21 protein-coding genes are annotated in these 22,606 nt (G+C 70.3%); 9 read left to right on the top strand and 12 right to left on the bottom strand.

From position 1 onward, the window contains the following. Positions 1–5: 5 nt before the first annotated feature. Complete coding sequence (locus tag VF106_RS16890; RefSeq protein WP_330840674.1) at positions 6–272, bottom strand: DUF397 domain-containing protein; 267 nt, start codon at positions 270–272, stop codon at positions 6–8. Then, positions 272–1,159, bottom strand: a complete 888-nt coding sequence (locus VF106_RS16885) for a helix-turn-helix domain-containing protein (protein ID WP_330840673.1) — start codon at positions 1,157–1,159, stop codon at positions 272–274. The genes VF106_RS16890 and VF106_RS16885 overlap by 1 nt, the downstream gene beginning before the upstream one ends. A gap of 75 nt (positions 1,160–1,234) precedes the next feature. On the opposite strand from VF106_RS16885, the gene VF106_RS16880 reads away from it, so the two are divergent. Next, positions 1,235–1,444 (top strand): hypothetical protein, encoded by a 210-nt coding sequence (locus VF106_RS16880; protein WP_330840672.1) that lies wholly within the window; start codon positions 1,235–1,237, stop codon positions 1,442–1,444. Here VF106_RS16880 and VF106_RS16875 read toward each other — a convergent pair. Both VF106_RS16875 and VF106_RS16870 read right to left on the bottom strand, forming a co-directional pair. Further along, complete coding sequence (locus VF106_RS16875) at positions 1,422–2,078, bottom strand: potassium channel family protein (RefSeq protein ID WP_330840671.1); 657 nt, start codon at positions 2,076–2,078, stop codon at positions 1,422–1,424. The genes VF106_RS16880 and VF106_RS16875 overlap by 23 nt on opposite strands. Then, the gene (locus tag VF106_RS16870; RefSeq protein ID WP_330840670.1) at positions 2,078–2,743 is read right to left on the bottom strand and encodes a potassium channel family protein; all 666 of its coding nucleotides are present in this window, start codon (positions 2,741–2,743) and stop codon (positions 2,078–2,080) included. The genes VF106_RS16875 and VF106_RS16870 overlap by 1 nt, the downstream gene beginning before the upstream one ends. A 115-nt stretch (positions 2,744–2,858) precedes the next feature. Here VF106_RS16870 and VF106_RS16865 point away from each other — a divergent pair, with 115 nt between their 5' ends. Together VF106_RS16865 and VF106_RS16860 are read left to right on the top strand one after the other, a co-directional pair. Further along, positions 2,859–4,868 (top strand): APC family permease, encoded by a 2,010-nt coding sequence (locus VF106_RS16865; protein WP_330840669.1) that lies wholly within the window; start codon positions 2,859–2,861, stop codon positions 4,866–4,868. Continuing rightward, on the top strand, positions 4,865–6,031 hold the full coding sequence (locus tag VF106_RS16860) for a class I SAM-dependent RNA methyltransferase (RefSeq protein ID WP_330840668.1): 1,167 nt from the start codon (positions 4,865–4,867) through the stop codon (positions 6,029–6,031). Before VF106_RS16865 ends, VF106_RS16860 begins: the two co-directional genes overlap by 4 nt. A gap of 39 nt (positions 6,032–6,070) precedes the next feature. Here VF106_RS16860 and VF106_RS16855 read toward each other — a convergent pair whose 3' ends face one another. Further along, on the bottom strand, positions 6,071–7,021 hold the full coding sequence (locus tag VF106_RS16855; protein ID WP_330840667.1) for a hypothetical protein: 951 nt from the start codon (positions 7,019–7,021) through the stop codon (positions 6,071–6,073). Between the two features lie 50 nt (positions 7,022–7,071). Beyond that, on the bottom strand, positions 7,072–9,972 hold the full coding sequence (locus tag VF106_RS16850) for a hypothetical protein (RefSeq protein ID WP_330840666.1): 2,901 nt from the start codon (positions 9,970–9,972) through the stop codon (positions 7,072–7,074). Between the two features lie 158 nt (positions 9,973–10,130). On the opposite strand from VF106_RS16850, the gene dxs reads away from it, so the two are divergent. Next, complete coding sequence (gene dxs / locus VF106_RS16845) at positions 10,131–12,056, top strand: 1-deoxy-D-xylulose-5-phosphate synthase (RefSeq protein WP_330840665.1); 1,926 nt, start codon at positions 10,131–10,133, stop codon at positions 12,054–12,056. Between the two features lie 184 nt (positions 12,057–12,240). Here dxs and VF106_RS16840 read toward each other — a convergent pair whose 3' ends face one another. After that, positions 12,241–12,912, bottom strand: a complete 672-nt coding sequence (locus tag VF106_RS16840; RefSeq protein ID WP_330840664.1) for a winged helix-turn-helix transcriptional regulator — start codon at positions 12,910–12,912, stop codon at positions 12,241–12,243. A gap of 89 nt (positions 12,913–13,001) precedes the next feature. Between VF106_RS16840 and VF106_RS16835 the strand changes: the two genes are divergently transcribed. From VF106_RS16835 to VF106_RS16825, 3 genes are all read left to right on the top strand, one after another. Next, complete coding sequence (locus VF106_RS16835; protein WP_330840663.1) at positions 13,002–14,150, top strand: acyl-CoA dehydrogenase family protein; 1,149 nt, start codon at positions 13,002–13,004, stop codon at positions 14,148–14,150. Positions 14,151–14,334: 184 nt separating this feature from the next. Then, entirely contained in the window at positions 14,335–15,009 is a 675-nt protein-coding gene (locus tag VF106_RS16830) for a response regulator transcription factor (RefSeq protein ID WP_330840662.1), read from the top strand. 27 nt (positions 15,010–15,036) lie between these two features. Further along, on the top strand, positions 15,037–16,182 hold the full coding sequence (locus tag VF106_RS16825; RefSeq protein ID WP_330840661.1) for a sensor histidine kinase: 1,146 nt from the start codon (positions 15,037–15,039) through the stop codon (positions 16,180–16,182). Here the strand turns inward: VF106_RS16825 and VF106_RS16820 are convergent. The 3 genes from VF106_RS16820 to VF106_RS16810 form a co-directional block, all read right to left on the bottom strand. Further along, positions 16,136–16,981, bottom strand: a complete 846-nt coding sequence (locus VF106_RS16820) for a DUF72 domain-containing protein (protein ID WP_330840660.1) — start codon at positions 16,979–16,981, stop codon at positions 16,136–16,138. The genes VF106_RS16825 and VF106_RS16820 overlap by 47 nt on opposite strands. A gap of 36 nt (positions 16,982–17,017) precedes the next feature. After that, the gene (locus VF106_RS16815) at positions 17,018–18,214 is read right to left on the bottom strand and encodes an HRDC domain-containing protein (protein ID WP_330840659.1); all 1,197 of its coding nucleotides are present in this window, start codon (positions 18,212–18,214) and stop codon (positions 17,018–17,020) included. Between the two features lie 176 nt (positions 18,215–18,390). Beyond that, positions 18,391–19,107 carry a response regulator gene (locus VF106_RS16810; RefSeq protein ID WP_133902500.1) on the bottom strand — a complete coding sequence of 239 codons (717 nt, stop codon included), beginning with the start codon at positions 19,105–19,107 and terminating at the stop codon, positions 18,391–18,393. 254 nt (positions 19,108–19,361) lie between these two features. Here VF106_RS16810 and VF106_RS16805 point away from each other — a divergent pair, with 254 nt between their 5' ends. Beyond that, on the top strand, positions 19,362–20,510 hold the full coding sequence (locus VF106_RS16805) for a dipeptidase (protein WP_330840658.1): 1,149 nt from the start codon (positions 19,362–19,364) through the stop codon (positions 20,508–20,510). 45 nt (positions 20,511–20,555) lie between these two features. Here the strand turns inward: VF106_RS16805 and VF106_RS16800 are convergent, their stop codons facing one another. Continuing rightward, the gene (locus VF106_RS16800; protein WP_330840657.1) at positions 20,556–20,720 is read right to left on the bottom strand and encodes a DUF397 domain-containing protein; all 165 of its coding nucleotides are present in this window, start codon (positions 20,718–20,720) and stop codon (positions 20,556–20,558) included. A 57-nt stretch (positions 20,721–20,777) separates the two neighbouring features. Continuing rightward, entirely contained in the window at positions 20,778–21,341 is a 564-nt protein-coding gene (locus tag VF106_RS16795) for a DUF3000 domain-containing protein (protein WP_330840656.1), read from the bottom strand. 133 nt (positions 21,342–21,474) lie between these two features. Here VF106_RS16795 and hemE point away from each other — a divergent pair, with 133 nt between their 5' ends. After that, positions 21,475–22,581: a uroporphyrinogen decarboxylase gene (gene hemE / locus VF106_RS16790; protein ID WP_330840655.1), complete on the top strand. Its 1,107-nt coding sequence runs from the start codon at positions 21,475–21,477 to the stop codon at positions 22,579–22,581. Positions 22,582–22,606 lie beyond the last annotated feature (25 nt).

Here is a 22,606-nt window from a genome sequence, read left to right as displayed (position 1 = left end):
GCCCTTCAGGGCATCCGGAACCGCTCGGTGCCGGCGGCGCTGAGGAACGCGCGGAGTGATGGCGCACTGAAGGCAAGCACCGGACCGCCCGGGTGCTTCGAATCCCGCACCGCCGCCGCCTCATCGACAACCGCCAGCTCGACGCACCCGGCGGCGTTGTCGCTGTGGCTTGCCTTGCGCCAACTCGCGTGATCGAGAATCGCCAGCTCGACGCAGCCTGCGGCGTTGTGGCTGTAGCTGCTCTTACGCCAGGTGGGGAGCCGGTTGATCATTAGAAGTCCTTGCTGATCTGCCGGATTAAAGCGATGGAAGCCTTGGCGTCCAATGCTTTCTGCGTGGCCTCGGCCAGCACCACAGCATACTCCCGCGCATGCACCGGCTTGTCGATGATCGCAAAGGTGGCAAGCGTCTCCTGCCACACCAAGTCCGGTAGTCGTGGCGATGCGAAGGACAGGACATCGAATGGCGCGCCGAGTGCGGCATGCGCGCCAGCACTGAACGGGATCACCCTGATCTCGATGTGCTGGTGCTCAGTGGCGATGGTTGCCAGATGATCGAGTTGGATGCGCATGACCTCGGTGCCACCGACCCGTTGCCGGAGGGCGGCTTCCGCGAGGAGCGCGGTGATCCTCATCGGCTCTTGGCCGATGAGGCGATGTTGCCGCACCTGCCGAACCTCCATCCGCGGTTCGAATTCGGTCAACCGCACATACGGCGAGCCGCCCCTGATGATCTCGGCAGCGTAGTCAGCGGTTTGGAGCGGTCCCGGCACGATTGCGCTCTGGTACGTGTGCAGGTGGTCGGCACCGTGTTCCAGGCCGAGGTAGCGCAGGAAGTCCTCGCCGAACAGCCAGGAGTACTGGTGGTACCAGTCGCGTTGGTCGGCGCCGATGCGTAGGGCCTCCAGGGCCTCGCGCTCGTCCGGCTCGATCTCGTACAGCTTGGCGAGCTTGGTCAGGTTGGCCGCGGTGAGCTTCTTCTTGCCGGCCTCGACGGCGGACAGGTTCGGCTGCTGCATCTTCACGGCCTTGGCCGCGCCGCCCACGGACAGGGAGAGGTGCTCGCGGCGCTCCCGCAGCCGCAGTCCGAGTTCCCAGGCGGCGACCACGGCAGAGGTTGGCATGACGACATTGTGCTCACGCGACCACTCCTCGGGCATCTAGATTCACCCGATCGAGGTCGGCGACGCGGGATATATATCTGTAGCCTCCTGGCCAGGCAAAGGAGGCTACAGATGTACATAGGCGTTGGGTCGGTTCAGGTCACGGCCACGATCAGCATCCACGGCGACACCGCCATGACCTGTGTGGTCGGCGAGCACGGCGACGTCGAGCTTCGGATCGGTAGCGACTCGGACGCCAGCCTGTTCCTCACCGAGCGGGGAGCGACCAAGCTGATGCGCACGCTGACCGACGCCGGGCTCAGTACCCGAGCGCCTTCCTGATCTCGTCCTCCACGTTGGCCGATGCCACGAACAGCAGCTCGTCGCCCGCTTCCAGGGGGTCGTCCGGCTGCGGGACGATCACCCGGCCGCCGCGGAGGATCACGACCAGTGCGGCGTCCCTCGGCAGGTGGACCTCGCGCACCGGGCGGCCCGCGAGCGGGGTGTCCTCCGGCAGGGTCAGTTCGACCAGGTTGGCCTGCCCCTGCCGCAGCGTGAGTAACCGCACGAGGTCGCCGACCGACACGGCCTCCTCGACCATGGCGGCCAGCATGCGTGGCGTGGACACCGCGACGTCGACGCCCCACGCGTCGTTGAACAGCCACTCGTTCGCGGGATCGTTCACCCGCGCCACCACGCGACGCACGGCGAACACGGTCTTCGCGAGCAGGGCGACGACCAGGTTGACCTTGTCGTCGCCGGTGGCCGCGATGACCACGTCGCACAGCTGCATGCCGGCGTCCTCCAGCGAGGCCAGCTCACACGCGTCCGCGAGCACCCACTCGGCCTGCTCGACGGTCTGCGGCTCGTACTGGCTCTCCTGCCGCTCGATGAGCATCACCTGATGCTCGGCGGCGATCAGCTCGGCTGCGATGGACCGGCCCACCGCACCCGCGCCCGCGATGGCCACGCGCATTACGACCCCTCCTCGGGCGGCTGGGCGGCGGCGTTGGTGACGTCGCTGACCGTGCCTGACAGTGCCGCCACGTAGACCTGGTCGCCGTGCTGCACAACGGATTTCGGTCCCGGCAGCACTCCGGAGCCGAACCGCATGACGAACGCGACCCGTGCGCCGGTCGCCGATTCGAGCTCGGCGACCGTGTGCCCCACCCAGCCGTCCTGGAGGGGCAGCTGCACGATCGCGACCTTGCCGGTCGGGTCGCGCCACGCCGAGGCGACCCCGTCCGGGAGCAGGGTCCGCATCAACCGGTCGGTGGTCCACGGCACGGTCGCCACGGTCGGGATGCCGAGCCGCTCGTACACCTCGGCCCGCTTCGCGTCGTAGATCCGCGCGACGACGTGCTCGACGCCGAACGTCTCGCGCGCCACCCGGGCGGAGATGATGTTGGAGTTGTCGCCGCTGGACACCGCCGCGAACGCACCGGCCCGCTCGATACCCGCCTCGATGAGCACCTTGCGGTCGAAACCGCCGCCGACGACCTGCTGGCCGTGGAAGTCGCTGCCGAGCCGACGGAACGCGTGGGCGTCCTTGTCGATCACAGCTACCGTGTGGCTGAGGCGTTCCACCGCGGCCGCGAGTGACGAGCCGACACGGCCGCAGCCCATGATCACCACGTGCACGACCTGGCCCTCCTAGGTGTTGAACTCACGGTCGACGATTGGTCAGTCCGATGTTGGGCCAAACCTACCGGTGGTTGCTCCATCCCGGTGACGGGACCGCCTAGGCTCTCGAATCGTGCCCAAGCTCGCCACCGTGCTGAAGCGGCTGGTCGTCGGACGTCCGTTCCGCACCGACCGCCTCGCACATACTCTCCTGCCGAAACGCATCGCGCTGCCGGTGTTCGCCTCCGACGCGATGTCCAGCGTGGCGTACGCGCCGGAGGAGATCCTGCTCACGCTGTCCGTCGCCGGTGTCGCGGGCTACGCCTACAGCCCGTGGATCGCGCTCACGGTCGTCGCGCTGATGCTCGCCGTGGTCGCCTCCTACCGCCAGAACGTGCACGCCTACCCGTCCGGCGGCGGTGACTACGAGGTCGCGACCGTCAACCACGGGCCGAGATGGGGACTGGTGGTGGCGAGCGCGCTGCTCGTCGACTACGTGCTGACGGTGTCGGTGTCGATCGCGTCGGCGGCGGCCAACATCGGCTCGGTGGTGCCCTACGTCGCCACCCACAAGGTGGAGTTCGCGGTCGGCGCGATCATCGTGCTCACCGCGCTGAACCTGCGCGGCATCCGCGAGTCGGGCACGGTGTTCGCGATCCCGACCTACGCGTTCGTGGTCGGCATTCTCGCCATGGTCATCTGGGGTGTCACCAGGGCGTACGTGCTCGGCCAGGACATCCCGGCGGAGAGCGCGAACTTCGGGTTGGTCGAGGAGGGCGACCACCTCACCGGCTTCGCGCTGGTGTTCCTGGTGCTGCGGGCGTTCTCCTCCGGCAGCGCGGCGCTGACCGGTGTCGAGGCGATCAGCAACGGTGTGCCGGCGTTCCGCAAGCCCAAGTCGAAGAACGCGGCGACCACGCTGCTGCTGATGGGCGTGTTCGCGATCATCATGTTCCTCGGCCTTGTCATGCTGGCCTCGGTGACCCGCGCGAAGATCGCCGAGGACCCCGCCCACCAGCTGGTCGACGCGCCGGCCGGCTACGAGCAGAAGACACTGATCGCTCAGCTCGCGAACGCCGTGTTCGGCGGTTTCGACCCGGCCATCTGGTACGTCGTGTTCTTCACCGGCCTGATCCTGGTGCTGGCCGCGAACACCGCGTTCAACGGCTTCCCGGTACTCGGCTCGATCCTCGCGCAGGACCGCTACCTGCCACGGCAGCTGCACACCCGGGGTGACCGGCTCGCGTTCTCCAACGGCATCGTGGGACTGGCCGCGTTCGCGATCGTGCTGGTGGTGGCGTTCGACGCCGAGGTGACCAGACTCATCCAGCTGTACATCGTGGGTGTGTTCGTGTCGTTCGTGCTGAGCCAGAGCGGCATGATCCGACACTGGAACCGGCTGCTGCGCGCCGGGCCGGAACCGGCCGCGGCCGCGCGGATGAAACGTTCGCGCACGGTCAACGCGTTCGGCCTCACCATGACCGCCACCGTGCTGGTGATCGTGCTGATCACGAAGTTCACCAGGGGCGCGTGGATCGCGATCGCCGCGATGGCGGTGTTCTACCTGATGATGACCGCGATCCGCCGGCACTACGACCGGGTCGCCGCCGAGCTGCGGGAGGCGGAGCTGGCGCAGGACACGGTCACCCTGCCGTCCCGCAACCACGCGATCGTGCTCGTGTCGAAGCTGCACCTGCCGACTCGCCGGGCACTGGCCTACGCTCGGGCCACCCGCCCGGACGTGTTGGAGGCGGTCACCGTGAACGTCGACGACACCGACACCAGGGAACTGGTGGCGCAGTGGGAGAAGGAGGACTTCTCCGTGCCGCTGAAGGTCGTCGAGTCGCCGTACCGGGAGATCACCAAGCCGGTGCTGGAGTACGTGAAGCGGGTCAGGACCGCCAACCCGCGTGACGTGGTGACGGTGTACATCCCGGAGTACGTGGTCGGCCGGTGGTGGGAGCAGCTGTTGCACAACCAGAGCGCGCTGCGGCTCAAGGGCCGGCTGCTGTTCCAGCCGGGCGTGATGGTCACGAGCGTGCCGTGGCAGCTGGCGTCCTCGGAGAGGCGCCGCTACCGGTACGGCGACGGTCCGGAGGCGTCTCCTGGCGCGGTCCGGCGCGGTCTGTCGGACAAGAAGTGACCGCGTCCTGGTACGGCCGCCGCTTCGAGGTGACCATCGGCCCGGTCGCACACGGCGGCCACTGCGTCGCCCGCCACGAGGGCCGCGTGGTGTTCGTCCGGCACACGCTGCCGGGCGAACGGGTGATCGCCGAGGTGACCGAGGACCGCAGCGGCTCGTTCTGCCGCGCCGACGCCGTGGAGGTGCTGTCGGCGTCCCCGGACCGCGTGACGCCGCCCTGCCCGGTGGCGGTGCCCGGCGGCTGCGGCGGCTGCGACTGGCAGCACGCGACATGGGAGTCGCAGCGCGCGCTGAAGGCCGAGGTGGTCTCCGAGCAGCTGCGCCGCCTCGCGGGCGTCTCGATGCCGGTGGAGGTGGAGGAGTTGCCGGGCGGCCCTCTGCGGTGGCGGACGAGGGTGCGGCTCACGGTCGACGACGACGGCCGCGCCGGCTTCCGCGCACACCGCAGCCACCGGGTCGTGCCGATCGCGGACTGCCCGATCTCCGCCTACGGCACGGTCGACGAGGTGGTGGGCCGGTCCTGGCCGCCGGGCGCGACGCTGGCGGTGACGGTCGACGCGAACGCCGACACACACGTGACGGTCGACGGCGCCGACGCTCCCACCGCGGTCGAACGCGCGGCGCGACGCGAGTGGCGCGTGTCCGCCGACGGTTTCTGGCAGGCCCACCCGGACGCGGCGGACCTGTACGCCGAGGTGGTGGCGACCTGGTCGGATCTGCGGCCGGGCGAGTCGGCGTGGGACCTGTACGCGGGCGCTGGCCTGTTCGCGTCGGTGCTGGCGGCGCAGGTGGGCCCGTCCGGCCAGGTGATGGCGGTGGAGTCGTTCCACCCGGCGGCGGTGGAGGCCGCCGACAACCTGGCCGACCTGCCCCAGGTGCGGGTGTTCGCGGGCCGGACGGAGTCGGTGCTGCGCGCCGGCGAAGGCCCGGATCCGGACGTGGTGGTCCTGGACCCGCCCCGCAAGGGCGCGGGCCGCGAGGTGGTGGACATCATCGCCGCCCGCGACCCGCGACGCGTGGTGTACATCGCCTGCGACCCGGCGGCCCTGGCGAGAGACGTCGCCACGTTCGCCGGCCACGGGTACTCGCTGGCGGCGCTACGGGCGTTCGACGCGTTCCCGATGACGCACCACATCGAGTGCGTGGCACTGCTGACCCGCTGACGCCCCTTCCGGCCGGCGCAGTGCGGGAGCGGCTGCGCGCTAACGGGGTCCCCAGTTGTTGTCGTGGTTGGCCGGCTCCTCGGCGCCGCGGGGTGGGGTGTGCGCCGGTTCCGTACCGCCGGCGGGCGGTTGAGCGGGACCGGTGAAGGGGCCTGCCGGGATGCTGATGCCAGGCGGCGTCGGGTTGAACGGCCCCGGCGCCTGCTCACCACGTGGCGGTGGTGGGCGGTGGTCGCTGGGTGCCCCCTGGTGAGGGACGCGTTCGCCTCGCGGTGGCGTGGCCTGGCTCGTGTACGGGCCCGGCGGGGGCGTCGGCATGCCGTGCTGCGGCGGTGGGGCGCCTCGGTCGGTGTGGGGACCGGCTGGGATGCCGTACTGCGGCGTGGGTTCGCCCTGTCGGCCCGGGGCGGTGAAGCCGCGCGGCGGGCTCGCGGGCACGCCGCCGTGCGGTGTCGGCATGCCCGGCGGCGGGGTCGGTGGACCCTGCGGTCGGGGCGGCCGCTGTCCGCCCGGCATGCCCGGTCGCGCCGGTGCTTCCGCCTCCTGCAGCGGGGGCAGGCCGGCACGCTGGCGCAGCCAGTCCGGGATGTGGTCGTCCTCCCGGGGGAAGAACCGCAGCTCGTCCGCGAAGCCGATCGGCGGTGGGACGCGGCGCCAGCGGGGCTCGACGTCCGGCTCGAACTCCGCGCTGAACGAGCTCGGCGGGTCCAGCACGTACAGCGCCGACAGCCACGTGCCGCGCCCCGGCCGGTACATGCCCTGCCGCAGCCGGCCGAACCCGTCGACGACCTCCTGCGGTGGCCGTGCCTGGCGCTCGACACCGTCGGCGCCCTTGACGAACACGTCCACCTCGATGTGCCGCCCCGCGGACCGGTACTCGGCTCTGACCTGCTGCCAATCAGCCCCCGCCACGGTCAGCAACGCGCGGCCCACCTGCCTCGTCAGCTGGTCCTGCTCCGCCTGCGCCATCACCGGCTGCGGCTCGGTCACTGCTGGTCCCCACCCTCTATGTGCCGATAGTGAGCTTTGACCCTACCGAATCACAGAGTTGGGTTTGGCCCGAACGACAGTCCAAGCTGGAACGGGTGCATCCCCCAGGTGGCCACGGCGAACCTGGTCAGCAACCCCGACGCCCGGACCGTCTGGTCCGTGGCCGGCGAGGCGAGCACCTGGGTGGTCCCGTCGACCGGTTGCTGGTCCCGCCACACGGGCGCGCCGACCGGCACCGGCGACGTCTCCACCACCGAGTGCCACTCCCGTCCGTCGGTCCGCAGCATCATCAGCACCACGGGACGCATCGGCACCTCCCAGCCACCCGTCTCCACCGCGACGAACTCGCCACGCCGCACCGACTCCAGCACCACCTCGCCGAGCCAGACGTACAGCTCCGAGATCGCCTTGTCGTCGACGGCCGCGTACGCCTCGTCTTCCGTGGCCGGTTCCAGCTGCGTGCTGGTGCCGCCGAGGTGCCCGGACTCGTCACGGAACCGGTCCATGAGGAACAACGTCCCCCTCGACGGGCTGAACATCGCCGCTTCACGGTAACGATGCGTGTCGATCTCCGACCGCGTCTCCAAACCGGCGCCGAGCCGCGCTCGCACCGCGTCCGGGTCCTTCATCCGCCAGAAGGTGACACCGCTCTCCAGCCACAGCGGCAGGTACCCGGCGAGCGGCAACCCGACCAGCACGGTTTGCAGCATGTCCCCCACCTCGACCGGCGGCTGCTCCTCGGCACGGCTGGCTGGCTCAGGTTCGGCTGGGGGCGCGGAGGCTGGATCGGCTGACGAGGTGAACGGGACCGGGGACTCGGCGACTGCTGGCTGGGCGGTTGTTGGCTGGGCGGTTGTTGGCTGAGCGACTGCTGGCTCGGCTGCCGTTGGCTCGGCTGCCGCTGGCTCGGCAACGGCTGGCGCGGTGTTCGCCGGCTCGACGGTGTTTGGCTCGGTTGGCGCTGATGTCGATGGTTCGAAGGTGTGCGGGGGCGACGCTGGTGCGGCGTGTGCTCCCGGTGGTGGCGCGGCGAGGTTGGTCGAGGGTTGAGCGAGTTGTGGCTGCGGTCCTTGGGGGGCGGGCAGTTCGAAGTCGGTTGGTGGTGTGTGGGCGGTCGTTGGTTCGGCTGGTGCCGTGGCCGGTGGTTCGAAGATGCTCGGAGGTGTCGCCGGTGCGGCGTGGGCTGCTGGTGGTGGCTCGGTCAGGTTGGGCGTGGGTTGGGGTTGTGCTGCGAGGTGTGGCTGCGGTGCTGGACGTTCCAGGTCACTCGGTGTGGTGTGAGTGGTCGTTGGCTCAGCTCGCGCCGATGTCGACGATTCGTAGGTGCCTGGGGGTGTTGCTGGTGCGGCGTGTGTTCCCGGTGGGGGCACGACGAATGGTGGCAGTGCTTGGGAGGCGGGGGCGGGCAGTTCGAAGTCGGTTGGTGGTGTGTGGGCGGTCGTTGGTTCGGTTGGTGCCGGTGGCGGTGGTTCGTAGGTGCCCGGGGGCGTCGCTGGTGCGGCGTGTGTTCCTGGTGGTGGCTCGGCCAGGTTGGTCGAGGGTTGAGCGAGGTGTGGCCGCGGTGCTTGGGGGGCGGGCGGTTCGACGTCGCTTGGTGCGGCGTGTGCTCCCGGCGGTGGCTCGGCGAGGTTGGGTGTGGGCCGGGGTGGCTCGGCGAGACGTGGCGGCGGCGCTGGGAGTGCGGGGGCCGCTAGCTCGAAGTCGCTCGGTGTGCTGTGCGCTGGCTCGGGAAGCGGGGGTGCTGTTGGTTCGTGGTGAGCGAATCGCGATTCGTACGGTTCGGCGAAGTCAGCTCTTGATCTGGGCGAGGGCCGTGCCGGCAGGGGTTGGGGCGCCGGTGCGGTTGGTTCGATCGGGTCCGGGGGTTCGTGTGGTGCGGCGAAGTCGGTGGCGGGTACCGGCGGCCGCATGTCGTATGCGGGTGTGGCCAGCTCGAAGTCCGCTGGCGGCTCGTATGCGGGCGCGGCTGGCTCGAAGTACGGCGAGGGTTGGGACGGCCCGGCGTGGGCAGGTGCCTCGCGCGATGCGGAGAGGTCGCTTGGCGGCGCGGTGTGGGCTGGCGGCTGCGCCTGGTGCGCGGGTGTGGCCAGCTCGAAGTCGTTTGGCGCGTCGTGGGCGGGTGTCTCGTGTGAGGTGGGCCGGGGTGGTGCCGCGTGGGCCGGCGGCCGCGTCTCGTGCGCGGGTGTGGCCAGCTCGACGTCGGATGGTGGCTCGTACGTGGGCGCGGCTGGCTCGAAGGTCGCGGCGTGGGGAAGCGGTGGCTCGATGTCGGTCGCCGCTGGCTCGTGCGGCGACGCTTCCGGGGCAGGCGTGGGGAGTGGCTCGGCCGGAGAGGCGTGCCTGGCCTCGGGTTCTGGCATCGCGGGAACCTGGAACGCGGGCAGCGCCTTGAACCGGGGGTCCAGGCGGGCGGTGGCGAGGGTCCGTTGGGCCCACACGCGTGCTCTGGTCAGCGGGTGGTCGGGGAACTGCGGGTCCCACATGGCCTCGTCCGCGACGTTGTACGGGAGCTGGCCGTGCACGTCCGGGGCGTACGGGTGCGGTGGGAAGCAGTTCTCGAAGCCGACCTGGGCGGCGACGGTCGACTCACGCTGGCCGGTCATGTGCACCTCGGCACACTGGACGCGCAGCACGGCGCTGCACCGGTCGCGCGGCACGGTGAACGCGGCGATGAACGCCAGGCCGGTGTCCTGGCCGGGGATCGGCAGCTTGATCAGCTGGAAGAGGGTCGGTTCGCCGTCGAGGGACACCACGTGTGCCTCGATGATCGAGCCCGTCTCGGCCGTCTCCTCCGCCAGTCTTCTGCGCAGCAGCGGCAGGTCGTCCAAGGGCGCGGGGATGTCGGGCACCAGACCGATGTAGGTCAGACTGACTTGGTCCCCGGTTCGCGGATCGAACCAGGTTCGCTCGTCGTGTCGTTCCATGCCGGTGGTGTCGAATGCGACTGGCACCCGCCTGAGTGTAGGGCCGCCCTGGTCTGACCGGAGCAACCGCGGAGCGAGGCGACAGCGTGAAGGTCGCTCGGAGCCCGCGAGGAGTGATCTGAGCCGGTCGTAGACTGGCGGGAACCGGCACGACGTCCCGCGACTGAGAACTGAGGTGACCAGCGGTGACCGACCAGGACTCCCTGCTCGGCTCTGTGCACGGCCCGGCGGACCTGAAAAGGCTTCCCGTGGAACAACTACCGCGGCTGGCGGCCGAGATCCGTGAGTTCCTCGTCGACAAGGTCACGACCACGGGCGGTCACCTGGGGCCGAACCTCGGGGTGGTCGAGTTGACCATGGCGATCCACCGGGTCTTCGACTCACCGGACGACCCGGTGATCTTCGACGTCGGCCACCAGGCCTACGTGCACAAGATCCTCACCGGGCGGCAGGAGGGCTTCGACCGGCTGCGGAAGCGCGGCGGGCTGTCCGGCTACCCGAGCCGTGCCGAGAGCGAGCACGACTTCGTCGAGAGCAGCCACGCCTCCTCCGGCCTCTCCTACGCCGACGGGCTCGCGAAGGCGTTCGAGCTGCGTGGCGAGCGGCGGCACGTGGTCGTGGTGGTCGGTGACGGCGCGTTGACCGGCGGTATGTGCTGGGAGGCGCTCAACAACATCGCCGCTGGCCGGAACCGGCCGATGGTGGTCGTCGTGAACGACAACGGCCGGTCCTACTCGCCGACCATCGGTGGGCTGGCCGACCATCTCGCGTCGCTGCGGCTCTCGCCCGGCTACGAACGTTCGCTCGAGGCCGGCAAGCGCATGCTGCAGGGCACCCCGGTCGTCGGAAAGCCGCTGTACGCGGCCCTGCACGCGGCCAAGCGCGGCATCAAGGACGCGCTGTCCCCGCAGATGATGTTCGAGGACCTGGGCCTCAAGTACTTCGGGCCGGTCGACGGGCACGACCACGCCGCGCTGGACGCCGCCCTGCGCCGGGCGAAGGAGTTCGGCGGGCCGGTGATCGTGCACGTCGCCACGTGCAAGGGTCGTGGCTACCCCCTCGCCGAGAACGACGAGGTCGACCAGATGCACCAGACCGACCCGATCGACCCGGTCACCGGCAAGCTCACCACGGCAAAGGGCGCCGCGTCGTGGACCTCCGTGTTCGCCGACGAGCTGGCCCGCATCGGCGACGAGCGGCCGGACATCGTGGCGATCACCGCGGCCATGCTGCGGTCGACCGGGCTCGCGAAGTTCGCCGAGACCCACCCGGACCGCTGGTTCGACGTCGGCATCGCCGAACAGCACGCGGTCACGTCGGCGGCCGGCATGGCGATGGCCGGCCTGCACCCGGTGGTGGCGATCTACTCGACGTTCCTCAACCGGGCGTTCGACCAGCTGCTGATGGACGTCGCGCTGCACAACCTGCCGGTCACCGTCGTCCTGGACCGCGCCGGCATCACCGGTCCCGACGGCGCGAGCCACCACGGCATGTGGGACCTCTCACTTCTCGGTGTCGTGCCGGGCATCCGCGTCGCGGCACCCCGCGACGCGGTGACGTTGCGCGAGGAGCTGAACGAGGCGGTCGCCGTGAAGGACGGCCCGACCGTGCTGCGCTTCCCGAAGGCCTCGGTCGGCGGCGAGGTCGCGGCCCTGGAACGGCTCGGTGGCGTGGACGTGCTCCGCCGCCCGGCCCCCCACGAGCAGAGCGACGTGCTGCTGGTGACCGTCGGCGCACTGGCCGAACTGGGCATGGCGGCCGCCGACCGGCTGTCCGACCAGGGCATCGGCGTGACGGTCGTCGACCCGCGCTGGGTGACCCCGGTCCCCGCCGAACTGGTCACACTCGCGGCCGAGCACCGCCTGGTCGTCACGGTCGAGGACAACGGCCGCCACGGCGGCTTCGGCTGGGCACTGGCCGCCGCACTCCGAGACGCGGACGTGGACGTGCCACTGCGGGACGTCGGTCTGCCACAGGAGTTCCACGTGCAGGGCACACGCCCGGAGGTGCTCGTCCAGCTGGGCATCACCGCGCAGAACGTGTCCCGCCGCATCACGGAGTGGATCGCCACCCGCACGGACGTGACCCCGACCCCGGCCGAACTGCCCTGACGGCTCAGAACCAGGAGACGTCCGACACCGCGGCCCATCGGCCCATCGCACCCGCTGGGTGCGAGTCTCGAAGGGCGCGTTCGGAGCATCGTCGATGTCTCGAAAGCCGCGCTGATGACGTTCAACGACAGGAAAGCGTCTTTCGGGGCATCGCCCCAAGGAGCACCTTCCGCAGGTCGGGGGCTCAGTGTCTCGCGGGTTCTTGGGCCGCGCGGACGGATGGGGCCACCGGGCTCAGGCGTAGCCAGTTCGGTAGGCCGCGGACGACCCAGCGCACACCGGTGAGGTCGATGAGGCCCGCGCGTACCGCGTCCAGTAGTTCGATCTCGCCTACCCACATTCGGTACAGGGTGGCCAGGTCGGCGGCCAGTACGGCGTCGATGTCGAAGCCTGGGTCGGTGTAGCAGACGGACGCGTCGCCCGGTTCCAGGACCAGCCAGTACTTGCGGATGCGGTCCGCGATCTCGACCTGGATCACCGTGCGCTTGTCCAGTGCGCTGGTGTCGATCCGGCCGTGCATCCACCACATCAGCACTTCCGGGTCCAGCTCCTCGGGTTTCGGGTCGCCGAACGCGTGTCTGGCGCCCCAGTCGGCCAGGCCGAACACCAGTGGGCGCAGGTCCTCGCCGGCGCGGGTCAGTGCGTAGCCGTCGTCGGTGCGGACGATCAGGCCCGCGTGGACCAGTTGCCGGAGGCGGCGCGACAGCAGTGCCCTGGAGAGGCCGGGCAGGCCGCGGGACAGCTCGTTGAACCGGGTGGCGCCGACCAGCATGTCCCGCACGATCAGCAGTGTCCACCGGTCGCCGAGTACCTCGACGGCCCGCACGATGGGGCAGTACTGGCCATACGTCCTCATGTCCTGTACTCGCCTCCATGCGAGAGCCGTTACGGGCAGTTCAGTTTCTGCACTACTCGGGCATGCCGCGCGTTTCTAGCGTCAGCTCCATGACCAGCACACTTGATGCCACAGACACCCGCTTCGTCGAGCTTGCCGAGCGGATCGGCGCGGTGGCCGCCGCGCACGCCGCCGAGCACGACCGGGACGCCACGTTCGTCACCGAGGCCTACGCCGCCATGCGTGAGCACGGCTACCTCGCACTGGCCGTGCCCATCGAGATGGGTGGGCTCGGCGCGACCATGCGGCAGGTCTGCCACGCGCAGGCCGCGCTCGCCCGTCACGACGGCGCCACCGCGCTCGCCGTCGCCATGCACCTGTACCTGACGCTCATGCAGGTCTACCGGCACCGCAAGGGCGCGCCCGACGCCGAGGCCGTGCTTCGCCGCGTGGCCGCCGAGGGCATGGTGATCGCGACCAGCGGCGGCTCCGACTGGCTCTGGCCCACCACGACGGCCGTGCCCACGGACAACGGCTTCTTTGTCAGCGGCCGCAAGGTGTTCTGCAGCCAGTCGCCCGGCGCGACCGTCGTCGCCACGAGTGCGGTGCTTGGCGACGCTGAGGTCCTGCACTTCAGCGTGCCCCTCGCCGCCCCGGGCGTCCGCCTGGAGGAAACCTGGGACACCCTGGGCATGCGCGGCACCGCCAGCCACGACGTGGTGCTGGAGGACGTGTTCGTGCCCGCCGACAAGATCACCGGAAGACGGCCCTACGGCGAGTTCGGCGCGCCGCTCATGGCCGCGGTGCTGCACTTCGCGCCGGTCGTCGGCGCCACCTATCACGGCATCGCCGCCGGTGCCGCGGAACGGGCCGTCGCCGCGGCGATGGCTGGCAGCCGGGGGCCGCGGCCGTTGGCGGCGCTTGACCGGGTGCACCGTCAGGTCGGGCTCATGGACGCGAAGCTCCGCACCTCCTGGTGGTCGCTGACGGGCGCCGTCACCGATCTTGGTGAGGACTACGTCGCCGACCCGCACACGGTCTCGACGGTCATGCTGGCCAAGCGGCAGGCGGTGCTGTCCGCGATCGAGGTGGTCGACCTGGCCATGGACCTCATGGGCGGCCGGTCGTTCTTCCGGAAGTCGGGCATGGAACGCGCCTACCGCGACGTTCGCGCCGGCACCTTCCACCCGTTCACCCCGGAGAGCACGCTCACCTACGCGGGCAAGATCGCACTGGGCGACCCAGGCTTGACGGAGTAGGACTGCCTCGCTCCGCTCGGCGTTCGCGGGCCTTTACCCGGCGTCTTCCCTCCTGCGCGCGCAGGCCCCCGGGCTCCTTCGTCGCGCGGGTGCCTGCGTGCTCGTCAGTCCAGACGCCGGCGGCCCGCTCAGAGTGACATGGGGTTGACCGCACGGCCGTCCCGGGTTGTGGCACCGTTGTAGGGTGCGGATTCTGATCGTCGAGGACGAAGAACCCCTGGCCGACGCCATCGCAAGAGGGCTGCGTCGTGAGGGCATGGCCGTGGACGTCGCCCTGGACGGCGACGAGGGCCACGAGAAGGCGAGTGTCACGCGTTACGACGTGGTGGTGCTCGACCGGGACCTGCCTGGCATGTCCGGGGACGAGCTGTGCCGCGAGATCGTCGCTTCCGGCCAGCTGACCAGGGTCATCATGCTGACCGCCAGCGGTTCGGTCGCCGACCGCGTCGAGGGGCTGTCCCTCGGCGCCGACGACTACCTCGCCAAGCCCTTCGCGTTCGACGAGCTCGTCGCCAGGGTGCGGGCGCTCGCCAGGCGCGCCACGCCGGTCACCCCGCCGGTGCTGCGGGCCGGCGACGTCGAGCTGGACCCGGCTCGCCGTACCGTCACCCGCGCCGGCCAGCAGGTCGACCTGACCCGCAAGGAGTTCGGGGTCCTCGAGGTGCTGCTGGCGGCGAGCGGCTCGGTGGTCAGCAGTGAGGAGCTGCTGGAACGCGTGTGGGACGAGCACGCCGACCCGTTCACCACGACCGTGCGCGTGACCGTCATGACACTGCGCAAGAAGCTGGGCGAACCCGGCATCATCGACACCGTGGTCGGCTCCGGCTACCGGGTGCCGGCAGCGAGCCGGGTGGAGTGACACCCGAGCGCGGCGAAGGCTGAGTCGATGAGCGAGGCGTCCAGCTCGACGAAGACGCGGCGCGGGCCAGGACTTCGCGCCAGGATCACGCTTCTGGCCACCGTTCTGGTGGCGATCGCCGCGGCGCTGCTCCTGTGGCTTGGCTGGATGCTCGCCGGCGAGTCGGTCGTGAACCCGTCCCTGCCGGCCGGCACGACGGTCCGGGTCGGTGGCGTGCTCGTGAAGGCCGACCAGCTCAACGAGGTGCTGCGCGACAATGCCCGCAGCCGCGTGCTCGTGGCCGGCTCTGTCGCGTTCGTGTGCGTGGTCGTCGCGACCGCGTTGCTCGCGTGGACGTTCACCGGCCGGGTCCTCAAACCGCTGCGGGACGTCACGGGCACCGCGCGCCGGCTGTCCGCCGAGTCGCTTGGCGAGCGGATCGCACTGCACGGTCCGAGGGACGAGGTCGCCGAGCTGGCCGACACGTTCGACGCCATGCTCGACCGGCTGCAGGCCACGTTCTCCGCGCAGCGCCAGTTCGTCGCCAACGCCTCCCACGAGCTGCGGACCCCGCTGTCGGTGATCCGCACCGAGTTGGACGTCACGCTGGCCGACCCGAAGGCCGACACCGACGAGCTGCGCCGCATGGCCGACGTGGTGCGTTCGGCCGCGCTGCGGGCGAACCAGCTCGTGGACGCCCTGTTGCTGCTGGCCCGCACCGACGGCATGGGCATCGGCGTGGTCGAGCGGGTCGACCTGGCGACCGTGGTGGGCAGCGCGTGGCAGGCCGTGCGTGTCGAGGCCGAGCGGCGCCGTGTGCGGGCCTCCTTCGCGTGCTCCCCGGCGCCGGTCGCCGGTGATCCCGCGCTGCTGGAGCGGGTGGCCGGCAACCTGCTGGAGAACGGGGTGCGGCACAACGTGGACGGCGGCTGGCTGGACGTGCGCACGGGGATTTCCAAGCCCGGCTGGGCGATGCTGCGGGTGTCGTCCTCCGGTGCGCAGGTCGATCCCGAGCGGGTGGACGAGCTGTTCGAGTCCTTTCGCCGCGGTGGCGCGACTCGAACAGCCCACACGGGCACGGGTCTTGGCCTTTCGATCGTGCGGGCGGTGGTGCGCGCGCACGGCGGCACGGCCACGGCCGAGGCGGTCAACGGCGGTGGTCTGACCGTGACGGTCCACCTGCCAGCCGCGTGAGCAGCCCGATCGCGTCGACCGGCGCCCGCACCTTCATGTCGTTGTCGAAGTAGGCGTAGACGTCGAAACCGGCTGCCGTCCAACCACGGACCCGGTCGGCCCACGTGTCGAGCGCCTCGTCGTCGTAGCCGCTGGCGTACAGCTCGGTGGCGCCGTGGAGGCGGACGTACGCGAAGTCGGCGGTCACGTCTTCCAGGTAGGGCCAGTCGGCGGCCGCGTCGGCGGTCACGAGCCCGATGTCGTGGTGTCGCAGCAGGTCGGGGAGTGTGGGGTCGGTGAAGCTGCCGTGCCGGACCTCCAGCGCGTGTCGCAGCGGGCGGTGTTCGTCGGCCTCGGTGAGTGCCCGGTCCTCGAGCCGCTCGTCGTGTTTGCCGGCGAGGATGGCCGCCGCGGTGGTGTCGCGGGGCAGGAGGTCGAAGAAGTCGGCGAGCAGTTCGGGGTCGTACCGCAGGTTGGGCGGGAGCTGCCACAGGACCGGGCCCAGCTTGTCCTTGAGCGCGAGCACACCGCTCGCGAAGAAGTTCGCCAGCGGCGTCTCCACGCCCCGCAGCCGCTTCATGTGGGTGATGAACCGGCCGCCCTTGACCGCGAACAGGAACTCCGGCGGGGTCTCGGCGTACCAGCGGCGGTAGAACTCGGGTCGTTGCAACGAGTAGAAGGACCCGTTGATCTCCGCGGACGTCAGCTGGCTCGACAGGAACTCCAGCTCACGACGCTGCGGCAATCCGGGCGGGTAGAACACACCTCGCCAGGGTGGGTAGCGCCACCCTGACGTGCCGATCCACGCCTTGCCGGGCATCTCTCCATGGTCGCAGGAGCAGCCGGGCGTCGCTGACTACGGCTTGGCGCCGTTCAGCGCGGAGGACAGCGCCTCCGCGGTCAGCGTGACCTGCCACTCGCGGGCGCCGCCACCACGCAACGCCTCCGCCACCCTTTCCACCGACAGCTCGGCGGGCGGCCGCCAGCAGGTGCGGCGGACCAGGTCCGGTTGGAGGAGGTTCTCGACCGGCAGCCGGTTGGCCTCCGCGATCTTGACCAGCTCGGCCCGCACCGCCGACAGCCGGGCGGCGGCCGCCGGGTCGCGGTCGCCCCAGCGGTTCGGCGGCGGCGGGCCGTCGTGTGGCGGTGAGGGGTCCGGTAGCTCGCTCTTCGGGAGGCCGGCGGCGGTGCGTAACGCACGCAGCCAGACATCCGCTATCCGGCGCTGTGCGCGGCCCTTGAACACCGGCAGCTGCAGCAACGCCTCCTCGCTGGTCGGCGCGGTGGTCGCGGCCTGCACGATCGACGCGTCGGGCAGCACGCGCCCCGGTGCGATGTCCCGCTGCCGGGCGAGCGTGTCGCGGGCCTCCCACAGCGCCCGGACCGCGGCGAGGCCGCGTGGGGAGCGAACCCGGTGGATCCCGGACGTGCGGCGCCACGGCTCGGCCCGTGGCGGTGCCGGCGGTGCCGTACGCAGCGCCTCGAACTCCTCCAGCGCCCACTCGAGCTTGCCCTGGGTCGCCAGCTCCTCCTCCAGCGCGTCGCGCAGCGGGATCAGCAGCTCGACGTCCAGTGCCGCGTAGTCCAGCCAGTCCTGCGGCAGGGGGCGGCGCGACCAGTCCGCGGCGCCGTGGCCCTTCTCCAGGCGGTAGCCGAGCATCAGCTCCACGAGCGTGCCCAGTGCGACCCGCTCGAAGCCGGCGAGCCGGCCGGCCAGCTCGGTGTCGAACAGCTTCGCCGGTTTGAGGCCCAGCTCGTCCAGGCACGGCAGGTCCTGTGACGCCGCGTGCAGCACCCACTCGGTGCCGTCCAGTGCCTTGATCAACGGGTCGATGCGATCGTCCAGCGCCACGGGGTCGACCAGGAACGTGCCGGAACCCTCCCTGCGTATCTGTACGAGGTACGCACGCTGGGAATACCGGTAGCCAGAGGCTCTCTCGGTGTCCACCGCGACCGGCCCACGTCCGGCGGCCAACGCCGCCGAGGCCGTACGCAGTGCTTCGAACGTCTCAACGACGTCCGGTGTGCCTTCCGCTGGTTGTGTCAGCAGCACCGGCTCAGGCTGTGCCGGCTGAGTCGTCCCAGCTCCCGTCCCCGTCTCACCCACGGCGGATGACCATACGTCACGCGCGGGACAGTTCCGCAGGCAGCGACCCTTTCGTTACGCTTTGTGGCCATTCGGCCGGGCTCGCGAATGCCCTCGCAAGCCCGGCCGAACGGTTCAACTGCTCAGCGAATCACGCCAGCACGCATGGCCAGAGCGACCATCTGTGCCCGGTCACCGGTGCCCAACTTCCTGCCGATCCGCGAGAGATGGGACTTCACCGTCAAGGCTGACAGGTTGAGTCCCTCGCCGATCTCCTTGTTGGACTGCCCGTCCGCGACGAGCTGCAGCACCTCCACCTCGCGCGCCGAAAGCTCACGCGGTGTGTTGTCGGTGCCGGGGACCCGCGTTCCCGTTGCGAGGATCGGCGCGACGCTCGGGTCGGCGTAGACGCCGCCTTCGAGCACCCGACGAACCCCGTCGGTCACGACCACCGGCGAGGCCGACTTCAGCAGGTAGGCCTGAGCCCCTGCTTGGAAGGCCGAACGCACGGCGTACGGGTCATCGGACGAAGCCAGCACCACGATGCGGGGCCAACCATGGCCACGCAGCTCGGTAACCAGCTCAATCCCAGAGCCATCCGGTAGTCCGAGGTCGAGAATCGCGAGATCGCACGGCCCTGTGGCCAACGCTCGCGCCCTTGCCTCAGCCACCGTGGCGGCTTCGTGGACGGTGCCCGCACCCATCTGGGTCAAGCGGGCGGCTATCGCCTCCCTTAGTAACGGATGGTCATCGACCACCAGCACCGAGAACAGTTCCTCCCGCGGGTGCGGGACCATGTTCGCCGGCAAGACGCCGGCTGGCGTGGTTCGAGCGGCCTGACCTAAGCCGACGGCAGCCACGTCACTACCTCCCTGGAGTCGGTCGTGCCCCCCGACCTACACCGGGACCTTCGGCCAAACAGCCGCGCCGCCATTGGACCGAAAGTGGTGTCGACGTCCGCAGCCTAGCCCCCCAAGCGGGTTAGCGGGATGATCAATTCGTTATCTATCCAATCGAGACATCACACTTGTGGGCAGGTGTAACACGATCGGGTGACTTCTGCTCAGTGACGTAACGTCGATGGCCTGGAACTCGATGAAACGAGGTCGCGGTAGTGCACAGCCCTTCCTTCGAACGCGCTCAGGCGCTGTTGAAGTCCACCCCGCTGGTTGATGGGCACAACGACCTGCCATGGGCGTTACGTCAACTTCCCGAGGTCGACGAGACCCGGTCCGAGGCCGCTGAGGTGGATTTGACGGAGCCGCAACCACGGCTCCAGACGGACATCCCACGACTGCGGGCCGGCGGGGTCGGAATGCAGTTCTGGTCTGTTTACGTTCCGTGCCGGTTCACCGGAGACGCCGCCGTAACGGCTGTCATCCAACAGTCTGAACTTGTCCACACCCTAGCCGCTCGGTATCCGTCGCACCTTCGTGTGGTCGGGACCGCGGCAGAGGCTCGGGCGGCGTTCGCGGACGGCAGAATCGCATCGTTCCTCGGAGCCGAGGGTGGGCACGCCATCAACGAGTCGCTCGGCGTGCTGCGGGCGCTCTATCGCCTTGGTGTGCGGTACATGACACTCACGCACAACGACAATGTGTCGTGGGCGGACTCCGCCACCGACGAACCGGTGGCTGGTGGTCTGACCGACTTCGGCCGGGACGTGGTCCGGGAAATGAACCGGATCGGCATGCTCGTCGACCTGTCGCACGTGGCCGCCACGACCATGCGGGACGCGCTGGACTGTGCGGAAGTTCCGGTCATCTTCAGCCATTCGTCGTGCCGGGCCGTCGCCGACCATCCGCGCAACGTCCCGGACGACGTGCTGCGCAGGCTCAGGGAGAACGGCGGCGTCTGCATGGTGACGTTCGTGCCGCGATTCGTGTCGCCGGAACTGGTGGAGTGGGACCGCGAGGTGGCGGCGGCGATGGCCGCCGCCGGCGCCAAACACTCGGACCTCCAGGAACGCGACGAGTTCCTGGCCGCCTGGAGCGGTCCGCCGCAGCCGAAGGTCGGCCTGGACACGGTTCTCACGCACCTCGAGCACGCGCGGGAGGTGGCTGGGATCGACCACATCGGGCTCGGCGGTGACTACGACGGGGTCAGCGAGTTGCCGGTGGGCCTGGAGGACGTGAGCCGCTACCCGGCGCTGTTCGCCGCGTTGCTGGACCGAGGGTGGACCGAGGAGGAGTGCGCGAAGCTCGCGGGCGAGAACGTGCTGCGTGTGCTGGCCGACGCGGAGGCCTACGCGGCAAAGCAGTGATGGAATTGGCCTGGCCAGGCCCCCGCCTGGCCAGGTCGGTCTGTTTCAGCGGTCGAATCGACCGGACTTGATCGCGCTCACAAGAACCCTGAGGTCGGCACGGATGAGCCGCCCGGCAGGGTTCTTGCTGTCCCGAACCGCCCCGTCGCGGCTCAGCTCGACACAATCACCGTCGCTACCGCTATAGCTTGATTTGCGCCAGCGGAACACGGGTCCTCCCAATCGCTTGCTCCACGTAGAACCAGAGCAGGCTAATAAGCGCGACCCTCAGAATCCTTGTCGTTGACTAAACAACGTGACGCCGACCGGCGGTAGCCCGACCACGCTGGCCATCAGGTCGAAGAAGGCCTCGCCGTGCGGCGCCAGGTTCGCGTCGACCGGGGTCCACGACGCACGCAGCTCGAGGTCGTCGGTCCTGGCCGGGCCGGCGATGTCGCCGAAACGCGCCGAGGACGTGTCGGTCACCGTGCCGCCGAGCGCCCGGAACTCGGCGCCCGTGGCCTCCAGCGCGTCGGTGAGCCACGACCAGCCCACGGCCGGCAGCAGGGGGTCGGCCGCCAGCTCCGCGTCCAGCTCGGCCCGCACGTAGGCCACCACCCGCAGCACGCCGTCCCAGGCCTCCTGGCCCTCCGGGTCGTGCAGCAGGATGAGCCGGCCGGTGGCGAGCTCGTCTTCCGGACCGGTGATCTCCGCCGTGAACGCGTACGCCCACGGCGCGAGGCGTTGCGGAGCGCGAACGACGCCGAGCTGCAACTCGGGCCGGGGCCGCAGTCCCTGAAGGGCGGCGACGGCCTGAGTGAACAGTTCGGGCGCTCCCGACGTACTGGTCACGACTCGTAACTGTAGGACCACCCGAGTCAGTGAGTGGGGACGGCGCGCCGGTGTGGTCACCGACTTATGCACACCGACAGTCGTTCACGGGCCACCTGGCGATCATCGGACGAGCGCGTGGCAGGCTGGCTACATGAGCGCTGACATGGCCACCGGAGCGGCGGCCGACCGGCCCGCCAGCCACGAGAACCAGCCAACGGAGCAGGTGCAGACCGCGCCGCTCCTGGCGGCTGCCGCCGGTGAGGCGCCGAGCCGCCCGCCGGTCTGGTTCATGCGGCAGGCTGGCCGCTCGCTCCCCGAGTACCGCAAGCTGCGCGAGGGCATGCCGATGCTCGAGGCCTGCTTCAACCCGGAGATGGTCTGCGAGATCACGCTGCAGCCGGTCCGACGGCACGACGTCGACGCGGCGATCCTGTTCAGCGACATCGTGGTGCCGCTGGTCGCGGCCGGCGTCGGGGTGGAGATCGTGCCAGGCACCGGTCCTGTGGTGGCCGAGCCGATCCGCACGGCTGAGCAGGTGGCCGCGCTGCCGACGGTGACCGCGGAGCAGCTGCGCCCGATCGCCCGTGCCATCGGCCTGCTGCGCAACGAGCTGGGCGCGACGCCGCTGATCGGGTTCGCGGGCGCGCCGTTCACGCTGGCGTCGTACCTCATCGAGGGCGGGCCGAGCCGGCACCACGAGCGCACCAAGGCGCTCATGCACTCGGACAAGCCGACCTGGCACGCGCTGCTCGACAAGCTGGCCGGCATCACACGGGAGTTCCTCCGGATGCAGGTGGCGTCCGGGGTGCACGCGGTGCAGCTGTTCGACTCGTGGGCGGGTGCCTTGTCCGAGCGGGACTACCGCGAGCTGGTGCTGCCGCACTCCACGGCCGTGCTCGGCTCGCTCGGGGACGCCGGCGTGCCCCGCATCCACTTCGGGGTCGGCACGAGCGAGCTGCTGCCGGCCATGTGGGAGGCGGGCGCGGACGTCGTCGGCGTGGACTGGCGGGTGCCGCTCGACGAGGCCGTGCGCCGGCTGTCCGTAGCCGGTGCGGAACGGCCGGTGGTGCAGGGCAACCTGGACCCGGCGCTGCTGCTGGCGGACTTCTCCGTGGTGGAGGCCGAGGTGCGGCGCATCCACGCGGAGGGCCGCGCCGCCGCGGGGCACATCTTCAACCTCGGGCACGGCGTGCTGCCGGAGACCGACCCGGACGTGCTCACTCGGGTGGTCGAACTGGTGCACAGCCTGGAGCCCTGATGGCGCCGCGAAGGACGCGGTGGGG

The organism is Actinophytocola sp. (genome assembly GCF_036378875.1).
Taxonomy (GTDB): domain Bacteria; phylum Actinomycetota; class Actinomycetes; order Mycobacteriales; family Pseudonocardiaceae; genus Actinophytocola.
This window is presented reverse-complemented; position numbering and strand designations above follow the sequence as displayed.

Excerpts from the sequence above, each read along its gene's own strand:
- VF106_RS16890 (WP_330840674.1), bottom strand. The coding sequence starts at position 272 with ATGATCAACCGGCTCCCCACCTGGCGTAAGAGCAGCTACAGCCACAAC.
- VF106_RS16885 (WP_330840673.1), bottom strand. The coding sequence starts at position 1,159 with ATGCCCGAGGAGTGGTCGCGTGAGCACAATGTCGTCATGCCAACCTCT.
- VF106_RS16880 (WP_330840672.1), top strand. The coding sequence starts at position 1,235 with ATGTACATAGGCGTTGGGTCGGTTCAGGTCACGGCCACGATCAGCATC.
- VF106_RS16875 (WP_330840671.1), bottom strand. The coding sequence starts at position 2,078 with ATGCGCGTGGCCATCGCGGGCGCGGGTGCGGTGGGCCGGTCCATCGCA.
- VF106_RS16840 (WP_330840664.1), bottom strand. The coding sequence starts at position 12,912 with ATGAGGACGTATGGCCAGTACTGCCCCATCGTGCGGGCCGTCGAGGTA.
- VF106_RS16835 (WP_330840663.1), top strand. The coding sequence starts at position 13,002 with ATGACCAGCACACTTGATGCCACAGACACCCGCTTCGTCGAGCTTGCC.
- VF106_RS16825 (WP_330840661.1), top strand. The coding sequence starts at position 15,037 with ATGAGCGAGGCGTCCAGCTCGACGAAGACGCGGCGCGGGCCAGGACTT.
- VF106_RS16820 (WP_330840660.1), bottom strand. The coding sequence starts at position 16,981 with ATGCCCGGCAAGGCGTGGATCGGCACGTCAGGGTGGCGCTACCCACCC.
- hemE (WP_330840655.1), top strand. The coding sequence starts at position 21,475 with ATGAGCGCTGACATGGCCACCGGAGCGGCGGCCGACCGGCCCGCCAGC.